Annotated in this window: 12 protein-coding genes; 7 read left to right on the forward strand and 5 right to left on the reverse strand. The window is 61.9% G+C overall.

Going from position 1 to position 10,161, the window contains the following annotated elements:
- The 3 genes from ACY693_RS08855 to ACY693_RS08865 form a co-directional block, all read left to right on the forward strand.
- On the forward strand, positions 1 to 707 hold a 707-nt coding region (locus ACY693_RS08855; protein ID WP_462321464.1), incomplete at its 5' end, for a sodium/proton-translocating pyrophosphatase.
- Positions 708 to 712: 5 nt separating this feature from the next.
- Complete coding sequence (locus tag ACY693_RS08860; RefSeq protein ID WP_462321465.1) at positions 713 to 1,378, forward strand: exopolysaccharide biosynthesis protein; 666 nt, start codon at positions 713 to 715, stop codon at positions 1,376 to 1,378.
- 182 nt (positions 1,379 to 1,560) lie between these two features.
- Positions 1,561 to 2,448: a hypothetical protein gene (locus tag ACY693_RS08865; protein ID WP_462321466.1), complete on the forward strand. Its 888-nt coding sequence runs from the start codon at positions 1,561 to 1,563 to the stop codon at positions 2,446 to 2,448.
- 158 nt (positions 2,449 to 2,606) lie between these two features.
- On the opposite strand, the gene ACY693_RS08870 is transcribed toward ACY693_RS08865, so the two are convergent.
- From ACY693_RS08870 to ACY693_RS08890, 5 genes are all read right to left on the reverse strand, one after another.
- Positions 2,607 to 4,613 (reverse strand): metallophosphoesterase family protein, encoded by a 2,007-nt coding sequence (locus tag ACY693_RS08870; RefSeq protein ID WP_462321467.1) that lies wholly within the window; start codon positions 4,611 to 4,613, stop codon positions 2,607 to 2,609.
- A 166-nt stretch (positions 4,614 to 4,779) separates the two neighbouring features.
- Complete coding sequence (locus ACY693_RS08875) at positions 4,780 to 5,274, reverse strand: hypothetical protein (protein WP_462321468.1); 495 nt, start codon at positions 5,272 to 5,274, stop codon at positions 4,780 to 4,782.
- Positions 5,275 to 5,347: 73 nt separating this feature from the next.
- Positions 5,348 to 6,079, reverse strand: coding sequence for an LppP/LprE family lipoprotein (locus tag ACY693_RS08880; RefSeq protein WP_462321469.1), 732 nt, complete (start codon positions 6,077 to 6,079; stop codon positions 5,348 to 5,350).
- A gap of 283 nt (positions 6,080 to 6,362) precedes the next feature.
- Complete coding sequence (locus ACY693_RS08885) at positions 6,363 to 6,722, reverse strand: hypothetical protein (RefSeq protein ID WP_462321470.1); 360 nt, start codon at positions 6,720 to 6,722, stop codon at positions 6,363 to 6,365.
- 99 nt (positions 6,723 to 6,821) lie between these two features.
- Positions 6,822 to 7,043, reverse strand: coding sequence for a putative motility protein (locus tag ACY693_RS08890; RefSeq protein WP_462321471.1), 222 nt, complete (start codon positions 7,041 to 7,043; stop codon positions 6,822 to 6,824).
- Between the two features lie 420 nt (positions 7,044 to 7,463).
- Here ACY693_RS08890 and ACY693_RS08895 point away from each other — a divergent pair, with 420 nt between their 5' ends.
- The 4 genes from ACY693_RS08895 to ACY693_RS08910 form a co-directional block, all read left to right on the forward strand.
- A complete protein-coding gene (locus ACY693_RS08895) occupies positions 7,464 to 8,366 on the forward strand; it encodes a 5-bromo-4-chloroindolyl phosphate hydrolysis family protein (RefSeq protein WP_462321472.1) in 903 nt (300 codons plus the stop codon).
- A gap of 174 nt (positions 8,367 to 8,540) precedes the next feature.
- Positions 8,541 to 8,885, forward strand: coding sequence for a YebG family protein (locus tag ACY693_RS08900; protein ID WP_462321473.1), 345 nt, complete (start codon positions 8,541 to 8,543; stop codon positions 8,883 to 8,885).
- A 25-nt stretch (positions 8,886 to 8,910) separates the two neighbouring features.
- Positions 8,911 to 9,453: a WbuC family cupin fold metalloprotein gene (locus ACY693_RS08905; protein WP_462321474.1), complete on the forward strand. Its 543-nt coding sequence runs from the start codon at positions 8,911 to 8,913 to the stop codon at positions 9,451 to 9,453.
- A gap of 49 nt (positions 9,454 to 9,502) precedes the next feature.
- On the forward strand, positions 9,503 to 10,161 hold a 659-nt coding region (locus ACY693_RS08910; protein ID WP_462321475.1), incomplete at its 3' end, for a DUF6159 family protein.

Below are 10,161 nucleotides of genomic sequence, written 5' to 3' on the forward strand. Positions count from 1 at the left end.
TCACCGACTCCCTCGACGAGCTCGGCAACACCACCGCCGCCATCGGCAAGGGCTTCGCCATTGGTGCCGCAGCCTTGGCGGCGTTGGCCATCATCACCGCCTACATCGAGAGCGTGGCGCTGCATGTGCCGGAGTTCGAGCTACTGCTGAGCGATCCGATGGTCATCATCGGCCTGTTCATCGGCGGCATCCTGCCGTTCTCGATTGCGGCCATGACCATGACCGCTGTCGGTGATGCGGCCTTCGCGATGATCAACGAGATTCGCCGCCAGTTCCGCGAGATCACGGGCCTGCTCGAAGGCACTGCCGAGCCCGATACCGCCCGCTGCGTCGACATTGCCACGACGGCGGCCCTGAAGAAGATGGTCCTGCCTGGCGTGGTTGCCATCGCTGCACCCTGGGTGGTCGGCTTTATCCTCGGGCCAGCGGCGCTGGGTGGCATGCTCGGTGGCGCCCTGCTCGGCTGCGTCCTGCTGGCCCTGACCATGGCGAACGCCGGCGGTGCCTGGGACAACGCCAAGAAGTACGTCGAGAAGGGCAATCATGGCGGCAAGGGCTCAGATACCCATAAGGCAACCGTGGTCGGGGATACCGTCGGCGATCCCTTCAAGGACACCTCTGGCCCCTCGATGAACATCCTGATCAATGTGATGGCCATCGTCAGCCTGGTGATCGCGCCGCTGCTCGGCAACAGCCTGCTGGGCTGAGGCTGATGAGCGACAGCCCTGTCTCTGTCGACTCCGATGAGGTCGCCCCGCGCGGCGGCCTCATCGCCGCCCTCGGGCTCATCGCCGATGAGGCACCGACCGAGGGCATGACCTTGCACGACTTCACTCAGGCCTTAGGCGAGCGCGCCTTCGGCCTGATGCTGTTCGCGCTGGCGATGCCGGTCTGCATCCCGTTGCTCTATGGCATTCCGCAGATCGTCTCACTGCCGATGATGGTCATCGCCATGCAGATGGCGATCGGCCGCTCGGAGCCCTGGATACCGCAGCGCTTCCGTGAGCGGGTGCTCAGCAAGTCCGGGCTGCAGCAGATGGCCGCTGGGGCCTCCAAGTACTTCGGCTGGATCGAGCGCCTCGCACGTCCGCGCCTGCTGATCTTGTCCGGGCCGACCGCGGAGCGCCTGATCGGCGCCATCTTCGTCGTCTTCCTCGCCAGCATCCTGCTCCCCTTCCCGGCAACCAACACCCTACCGGGCATCGGCATTGCCCTAGCCTCCATCGGTCTCATCACCCGCGACGGTCTCCTGGTGCTGGCCGGGCTCGCTATCGGCATCGCCTGGATCCTGCTGCTCGTCGTCGGCATCAGTCTGTTCGGCCCCGCCTTCATCGACCTGATCAAGGACTTCATCAAGGCCCTGCTCGGTCTCAGCTGAGTCGGTTGGTGCCCGCTGAGCTCGACCGGTCCATGCGCTACCCGATTGCCGTGCGATCGGTGTGCGCAGCGCTTTCCCTGCAGAAACGAGCCGTCCGCATCGAAAAAGCCCTCCAAGCGCCCAACTCCAGCCTATAGCGAGCACGCTGCCGACATCGGTCCATCGCATCACTGGAGACGCACATGATTAACGCCTATTCGCAGAGGCTTTCTCCGCCGTTCTCAGGCCAGGCGCAGATCGCCGAGTCGGATCGGGCACGGGCGATCACCATGGACGGCCAGACCTGGGAGATCCATTTCCTGCGGGGCACCAATCATCGCGGAATGCAGGGCTACCAACGACATCAGCGAAGCTATCAGCGAGCAGCCTACGTCAGCGAGAGCTGGATTCGTCGAATCGCCGCGGACGAGCGCAATGAAGACCAGGAGGTCGATGAGCGCATTCTGGAGCTGACGACCTTCATCGCCGAAGCAGACTTCCCTTTCCCGGTCGCCGACGAGCACGAATACTGGCTGCTGGACAAGGAGGATGCATCGCCGCTGGCCTTGATCTTCACCTGCGTCGACGCTGAGCAGATGAGCAGCTTCCCAGAGCATGCCGAATGGACGGCACTACCGGCCGCCGTGATGCCGATCCAGCGCAGCGACGAGGAATTGGCCAAGGGCGTCCCACCCATCAACTATCAAGTCGAGCGGCTCGTCGCCGAGCGCGCCGGGACCAGGCCCAAGGCCCAATGGTTTCGCCGTGGCTCAACCGCGCGGGACCGCTTTCCGCCGCTGCTATTGCGGGAAGATTGGCCGGATGAAGCTGCTCATCAGCTCTGCCAGCGTTACATACAGAGACAGTCGCCGCGCCTACTGATGTTGCATGGCCTCGCGCATGACAACCGCCTCCGGCTGGAACAGGCGGCACGCGCAAACGTCAGGGAAGTGGCGCGGTTTCACGCCATGTATCCCGAGGTCGCCGATCCCGAACTGATGAACGCGATGCGCGTGGAAGCGCGCATGCGCAGCCTGACCGACGACGAGCCGGCCATCAACAGCCGACGCGACGGTGTGCTGTATCTATGAGCTAGCCGCAGCGCCATGCGGCGCCAGCCGCGGTCAGGTTGAAGGCGATCGTCCCCCCTCCTGCCGCCTGTCCCAGACGTCCTTCTTCTCAAGGATTCGGCTTAATCACCTTAGCCACGGCATGGCCGCACAGGATGCGCGGGCAGAATACGAAGATATCAGTCCCTGGGTTGCTGTGGAAAGACCACGACCGGCCCATCAGCGAGGAGCTCTCGGATACGCCAAGGCCGACCCTCGGGGTCCAGCTCGACCAGCCCGATACCGCTACCATTCAGCAAGCGGCGACCGCTTGCGACACCCTCCGGCTTGCGTGGCTGGATACGCAGGCGCCGTCGACGCGTGAAGTAGTTCAACGGGGAGCGAGGGGCGTAGAGCCAGCGATCGAGCAGATCGAGCACGGCCAATAATCGCGCTGGAAAGGCATTGCGCACACCGCTGCTGCAGATCTGCCAGACCTCGGGTCCGCGAGCACGGCCGCGCAGCTCAACATCGTAGACGAAGGAGTAATGCACGTCGCCAGACAGGATGACAAAGTGCTCCGGCGTCTGCGGATGTCGAAAGATATTCAACAGCGTGTGCGCCGCACCCGGATGCGCCATCCAATTCTCGGCGTCGACCATCAGCGGATAGCCGAGCCAGGTGAAGACCCGTTGGATGGCCTCGATCAGCTTGACCCCGAAGATCGGTGCCGGCGAGACCAAGAGCACCGCGGGCAGACCGCGCAGACATTGCTGCAAGTCGGTCAGCGCCTCCCAGTCCAGCAGGCCGGAGGGTTTGCTGGCCATGGACTCCGAGCGCCAGCGATGGGTCCTGCTGTCGATGACCACCAGCGGCGGTGTCGTCGGCCACTGATAATGCCACTCGCCGAAGCGCAACAACCGTTGCACACAGGTCTCATGATCAGCGCCACCAGGCTGCGTCAGGCCGCGCTGGAGAAGCCCCAGCAGCTCTTCGCCAAAGGCCTCCGGTCGATTGCCCCAGCCCTGATTGATCAGATAGCCGATGAGCGCATTGCCGATCACTCGCCGCGAGAGGCCATGGTCGTAGGCCACCTCCTCCCAGGCCCGACTGAGATTCCAGTCATCGGTGACGTCGTGATCATCGAAGATCATCGCCACAGGAAGATGAGCCAGCAGCCTGCGCACGGCCGGCAACGCAGCAACGAAGGACTCGAGGATCGCGCGCTCCTGATCGAACTGGACCCGTCTCGCCGCGTCAAGATTCGGTGGTGGATCGAGGTTGAGCCCTCGCCAAGGCGCTGGAGACCACACCAGCAGGTACATTGCCAGCATTTCACCTAAGGTCATCAGGTGGTTATGGGCGTTAGCGCTGGTGAAGATCGGCTTCTCGACGCCGCCGAACAGGACCTCGAGCAACGCGGCATTCTGGCGCTGGCGAGGCAGTAACCGCTCGCGTCGGTAGTAGCCATCCGGGTGCGCGTAGAGCGAGCGTGCATCGACCACCCCGCTCTGGGCAAGATCCGGCAGCGGCTCTTCCGGCAGACCCAGGCGCTCGATCAGCTGATGGATGGCCCGCAGCATCGGACCGGCGACATCGTCCATGTAGACCTGATCACCCGAGAGCACCAGGAGCGATGGCCATTCTGGCAGCACAGCTGGATCGACGGTGGTCGCCGCTGGACCTGTGCGGTCAGTCGACCCAGCGAGCAGATCCGCCAGCAACTGATCCGCCCGCGCCAGTCCATCACCCCCGGGATGATGGGGCTTGCGGCAGGAGCCATGGAACAGCGAGCGTACTCGGCCGGGAACCCTGAAGCCGAGCCATGATTGACCGGGATAGCAGAGATCAGGCGCCCAGTCGCTGAACTCATGCCAGCGCTGCGCAGCGTCCGCAAGCGGCGCAAGCGCCAATCGATAGCCGACCCAAGTATCGAGCGGTAGGTCCTCCGGCAGCGCCAGATCGATCAGCAGATAGTGCAGTGCGGTGCCAGCGCTGAGCAACTGATAGGCTGGGTCACCAGGCTCAATCTGATGTGTCTGTGCTCGTGGCGAGCCAGCGTCAAGCTCAGAGGTCGACTCGGTACGCAGCTCCAGTCGCACGCGCACCGGCTCGCGCACCGCGAGCCAGAGACTGAGCCGGTCGCTGAGCACACGGCGCAGGATGGGCCCAGCCCAGACCAGCGGTCGTTCGATGGCATCAGGCATGATCGGCGCTTGTCAGAGGGGCGTCGACTTAGCGAATCCGTACCGGCTTGAGACCCTAGCTAGCTAGGCACCGGCCGCATAGCGCATCCAGCGCTCGGCAGCCGGGCCCGGTGGGCGATAGGCCGCGAAAGGGGCCAGGTCCAAGATCCTCGCGAACGCTCTATCGTCAAGGCTTGTTGACCACCGCGCAATTCACCAGATACAGACTGCTGAATTCGGGAGCTGTCTCAGAAACGAAGCCCTTTCCATTGGACGCCTTGTAACTCAAGGTCCAAGGCATCCAACCTTCGTTGACCCCCTGAATATTCACGACATCAGAATCAGGCATGAAACCGATTCGGTCTATCCGCACCACGACGCCCTTTTCATCTCTTCCCTTAAGCCGAGCGACCCTGTTTAACAAGTCTAGCTCATAGAAGGTTGGACTATCGCCGGACACGTCGGCTAACACAGCATCGCCGTCCGTGCAATCAGAGCGCTCCCAGGTGCAGCCCAGCACATGGTCAACGGTGCAGCGGACCATCCCGGTCAAGGCCGGTAATCTTGCCTCGTCATCTCCTTTATTGTCCTGTGCATGCGAGCCATCAACCGCCATCGCCGTCATTGGAACGCCAAGCATCAGGACAGGGAGAATCGTGCGTAGTGTCATATTGATGTTCATCATCGAGTTGCCCGAAGCAAGCGAAAACGAATCTGGTCAGACAAGTCAGTTTCAACACCCCAATCAAGGGGCCTTACTGATCGCAATTTGAGCTTGTCTGGGCGGGTAGCTGCGGGATGATCAATGGTTCATCATCCTGATCATCTAACGAATAAAGCACATCACTGGCTGCTGATGGACAGCAGAGCGGGTCAGTCGCTTTGTAGCGACTGAATGTGGCTGCAGGAATCATCGCGCTGGACGAAGAGTCACCTTTCGCAACCGCAGGATCCTGGACAAATTGAATGGTATCAAGTACGCCGTCGGTGCGCGAGTCCATGAGTGTGGGAGACAGCGAGCCAGCAAATTGACCACCGGAAAAGACAAATCCCTGATATTGATTGGGTCGACACATACCATCAACGGCTGCCATACCCGTGATAACGGTTAGCCCTCCGAATACATGGGCCTGGCCAAACAAGACCCAGCCAGCCTCTTGCAACAGCTTATCTTCCGGTAGGGTTCCAGGACGCACCAACGATTTGCAACGCTCGAAATACTCTGTCTCTTCGGGTGAGGATGCCAGGACGACAGGACCGTCAGGACGAGTCGCATCGGTCCACCAGTTGTGGGTCGCCTCGGCGGAGGGAGATGTCGGGGCGGGAGATCGAGGAATCGAGGCGCCTGCCTGATTCCAGTTTGGCGTCTTCTTGTCTAGCCAGGAGCCGTTGGCTGCCGTTTGAGCGAGCAACCGATTGGTTTCGACATCTGCTAGAGCCAAGCTCAGAGCGGCCAAAGCCATGACGGCGAGCGTCGAGACTCTCATGATGTCCCCTCGGAATGGAAAAGGATGATTCTGTAGACTCGATCAACGCCACTCGCTGGAGGTCGACAGCAAGGATGGCACTGATGCTCGCTCAAGAGCAACGCCGAACGGTCCACTTGCATTGCTCGGTTCCACAGAGGCGCCGCCGGCGCTATATCCAGCACAGCCCATCTTTGCAACCGATCCTGGCGCTTCACAGCCTCCGCACACGGCAGCTTGCTTCCTAGGAGCAGGAACAAGACGTTGGACGCCGGTCGGGTCCAGACCGTCCAATCTGAGAATCTTAACCGCAGAGCAGCCAGTTTTCGACCGCGACAGTGTTTGGCGGCCAGATTCTTCGGCTGGCATCGGCCAACACGTCCTCGAGCAGCCGGCCGAGCCGGTCGGAATCGCGTTGGGCCAGTTTGAGCCTGTTGCTCGCGGCATCGCGTTCTTGTACCAGACCGAACAAGACGGCACGGGCCTTCAGTGCGTTGGAACGCTCATGATCAAGCAGGAGCCACTGGGACATGGGGCCGCACCCTCGCGGCAGATAGTCCGCCGCGCCAAGGTCCATCAGGTCTAGGTCACCGGCATCGACACCGATGCGCGGTGGGTCCATTTGCGCAACAGCGCCGAGACCAGCCACATCGCCCACAACCATCTGGGACTGGCCTGCGGCAGCCGCGCGAATCTTCAGGTGATCCCGGACATGGCCGAGCACAGGCTGCCGCTGAAGACGGTGGGCGATGCGCTCCAGCGGTCAAGCGTAGGTGTTGACCTGGGTGCCAAGGTGGCCCTCAGAGGCGAGGTTAGAACCGGATTCTGACCCAGACCCCGTCGATGCAGACTCCATCAACGCAGTCACTTGCTGAGCTTGATTATCGAGTGCTTCCCGAAAGATCTGCATCTGAGCCTGTTGCGCCGTCTGCGCTTGGTTCATGTACAACGATGCACTAACGGCAGTGTTGACGGACGCGTCCATAAAGAGACCCCCTTAAATTTCAACGGATAAGATGAGGATAGCAGAAGATCACGAAACACGTAGAAGCCGAATATGACGTAGTTCACGAATTGGCATAGGGACCAACTCCGACTGCAGGTCTTATGCTGCTACGGCTGGCCTCGACAACGCGCTGGCGGAAGGAGGGCAGGCGCACCGTGGCCAGCCACATCCCGCGTGGGCTAGGATGATTGAAGCTCTTCCTCGCGTGGCTCCTGACCCAGCTACTACATCTTTAACCTTCGGAGATGACCGACATGTCGGATCGCCAGCGCCGCCTCCTCGGCCTCCTACTCCTGAGCATTGGGCTCGGTATCGCCTCTTCGCAAGCAATGCTGGCCTCCTGCAGCGGCTCGGCGGTGGCCGCTTCAGTCAGGGCTTCGGGGCGTTGAGGGCACCGCGATGAAACGTCTGCTGCTTCTCGTCTTCCTGGTCATCATCGTCGCAGTCCTCATCTTGCTGTGGCGCCGCCTGCGCGGATCGACCAAGATCGATCCCGGAGGATCGCGAGCGATCTTCAATCAGCCAGACTGGCCCCTATTCGTGTTGCCGCTACCCGCAGCCATCGCGGTGCTGCTCGCGCTCATCGGCGGACATCTCGGGATGCTGATCGGCGATCTGATCGGCTACGGTTTGATGCTGGCTGGTGCATTGCTGGTCCGGCTGGGACTCTCCGAGCAGCAGCCTGCGGTCGCGGACCCGCTCTGGCGGCGTCTGTCGCCGAAGACCTCAGGCGCCTTGCTCCTTGCGCTCGGCAGCGGGATCACGGCCTGGCTCGGGGCCGGGCACCATCCGGGTATCGCCCTGACCTTTGGGCTGCTGACACTGCTGGGCTTTCACCTTGTGTATGGCCTCGATCTCTCCTTCCAGACCCGGCTGCGCCGTCGGTCTGGCTTGGGCGCGTCGGGCTCGGCATCGCTGCGTGATGCCGCTCGGGTCATTGAGGCCATCGAGCAAGCACGTCTTGCGATCCCCCAGTCGGAGCTGAGCACACGGCTTGCCGAGATCACGGCGCTGGCGCAACAGATCCTGGAGCGTGTCGAGGATGATCCGCGTGATCTGTGGCGGGCGCGCAAGTTCCTAGTGGTCTACCTAGAGGGCGTGCAGCGCATCGTCGAGGGCTATGCCAAGACCCACGGGCAGGTCGCCGCGCCCGAGCTAGAACAACGCTTCCGCAAGGCCTTGGAGACGGTCGAGACGGCCTTTCGCGAACAGCACCAGGTGCTGCTGGAGCGTGATGTCGAAGACCTCGATGTCCAGATTGAGGTGCTGACCCAGCAGCTGGCAAGAGAGGGTATGCTCTAGGGGTCCGCTGGGTCCACGGATGGCGTTCTTGACCGTCTGCTCCTAGGATCAAATGCGTGAGCAGCGATGCGCGAAGCCGGCGCCCTCCACCACTGTCTCGCCAATCTGAAACCGCAGGCCTAGAGCGCAGCCTGCTAGAATCCCGAACTTCGCCTGCGACCGGAGTCGACTGCGTTGATCGAGATCGAATACATCGTCAAAGACAAGCACGGGATGGAACGATTGCGGACCGCCGACAAGAAAGCCGCCGATGCCTATGACAAGGCACTGGAGATCGCCGACCGGCTCGCGCAGCTGCTGCGAGATGATCAGGTGCTGCCCGAGCTACCGGATGTCGACCTTGAGGAACTGACCATCTATCTGGCGCGCAACGCCCGCAACATTGAGCGGGTGCTCAAGGGCAAGGAGCCCGAGCCGACGCCGTCGTCCGGGGAGCGAGAGGATCATCCCAAGCCGACTATCGACAAGCCTGCCGGCGAGAACAACAGCAAGGTGACTGACCTGAAGCGCGCGATATAGGCGCTAGGCGCTAGGAAACGATGGAATGGGGGCACTGACATTGACCAACGAGAAGCCGTTCCCCTTAGCGATCGAGGCCCCGAACACCAAGGTGATCGCGCTCACCGCGGAGATGCTGGCCAAGACGTCCAACCTGGCGCGTCAAAGCCCGCGCGGGCGCATTATTCAACGCCTGCACAAGGACGATGACGCGCCGCTGCACCGGATGCTCAATGGGATGCAGCCCGGCAGCTACGCGCGACCACATCGCCACTGCACGCCGCCTAAGGCCGAGTCCTTCATCGTGCTGAGTGGAGCCCTGCGCTTCGTCGCATTCGATGATGGCGGCAACATCGTCCAGTGGCTCGACCTGCGCCCCGGGAGCGCGACCTTTGGTGTGGATATCGAGCCCGACGTCTGGCACGCGCTGATCGTCCTGGAGCCCGACACCATCCTCTTCGAGGTCAAGAACGGCCCCTATTCGCCAGCATCGGACAAGGATTTTGCGGCTTGGTCTCCGGCGGAGGGCACTCCCGAGGCAGAGCAGTTTCTCGGTGAGCTGATCGAAAAGACGGGCGGAATGCCCTGAGCCCGTCAGCGAACGATGTCTACTACCAACCTCACAGGGTGCCTCACAGATGACGGTCTTCGTACGCTCATGGTCTCTATTTCGCAGCGCATTGGCGGTACTCAGCGCTGAAAAGGGCTTCATCCTCTATCCACTGCTGGCCGGAATCGGCATCCTGATCTTCTCGGCATTGATTCTGGGCGGGGGCGCTTGGCTGGTGCTTAGCCACCCCGAGTTGGAACAGTTGGTGTCGCAGCTGGATCAGCAGAATCAAGCGGGCGATGCGCCCTGGTGGGCCTATGCCGCCGGCGCACTGCTGCTGTGGCTATTTTTGTTAGTCACCAGCTTCATCACCAACTTTTTCCTAACCGCCTTGGTAGGCGGCACCCTGGAGCGACTACGTGGCGGTGACCCGACCTTTGGCGATGGCTTGGCACTAGCGCGCCAACGGGCGGGCGTCATCCTCGGCTATTCAACCGTCGCCGCAACCGTTGGCCTCGTGCTCTCCTTGCTGCGCGGCCGTGAGCAGCAGCCTGGCATTGGCCTCTTGCTCGCCAGTCTGGGTGGCTTCGCTTGGAGCGTGGCAACCTTCTTGGTGATTCCGGTCTTGGCGGCGAAGAACATCGGTCCGATCGCGGCGATCAAGGAGAGTGTCGAGCTACTCAAGCGCACCTGGGGCGAGCAGCTCAGTGTGAATGTGGGGCTTGGCGTCATCATCGGCTTACCGAT

This window comes from Halochromatium sp. (assembly GCF_054919635.1).

Coding starts and splice junctions, on each gene's coding strand:
- ACY693_RS08905 (WP_462321474.1), top strand. CDS start 8,911: ATGGGGGCACTGACATTGACCAACGAGAAGCCGTTCCCCTTAGCGATC.
- ACY693_RS08875 (WP_462321468.1), bottom strand. CDS start 5,274: ATGAACATCAATATGACACTACGCACGATTCTCCCTGTCCTGATGCTT.
- ACY693_RS08870 (WP_462321467.1), bottom strand. CDS start 4,613: ATGCCTGATGCCATCGAACGACCGCTGGTCTGGGCTGGGCCCATCCTG.
- ACY693_RS08895 (WP_462321472.1), top strand. CDS start 7,464: ATGAAACGTCTGCTGCTTCTCGTCTTCCTGGTCATCATCGTCGCAGTC.
- ACY693_RS08880 (WP_462321469.1), bottom strand. CDS start 6,079: ATGAGAGTCTCGACGCTCGCCGTCATGGCTTTGGCCGCTCTGAGCTTG.
- ACY693_RS08890 (WP_462321471.1), bottom strand. CDS start 7,043: ATGGACGCGTCCGTCAACACTGCCGTTAGTGCATCGTTGTACATGAAC.
- ACY693_RS08885 (WP_462321470.1), bottom strand. CDS start 6,722: ATGGTTGTGGGCGATGTGGCTGGTCTCGGCGCTGTTGCGCAAATGGAC.
- ACY693_RS08865 (WP_462321466.1), top strand. CDS start 1,561: ATGATTAACGCCTATTCGCAGAGGCTTTCTCCGCCGTTCTCAGGCCAG.
- ACY693_RS08860 (WP_462321465.1), top strand. CDS start 713: ATGAGCGACAGCCCTGTCTCTGTCGACTCCGATGAGGTCGCCCCGCGC.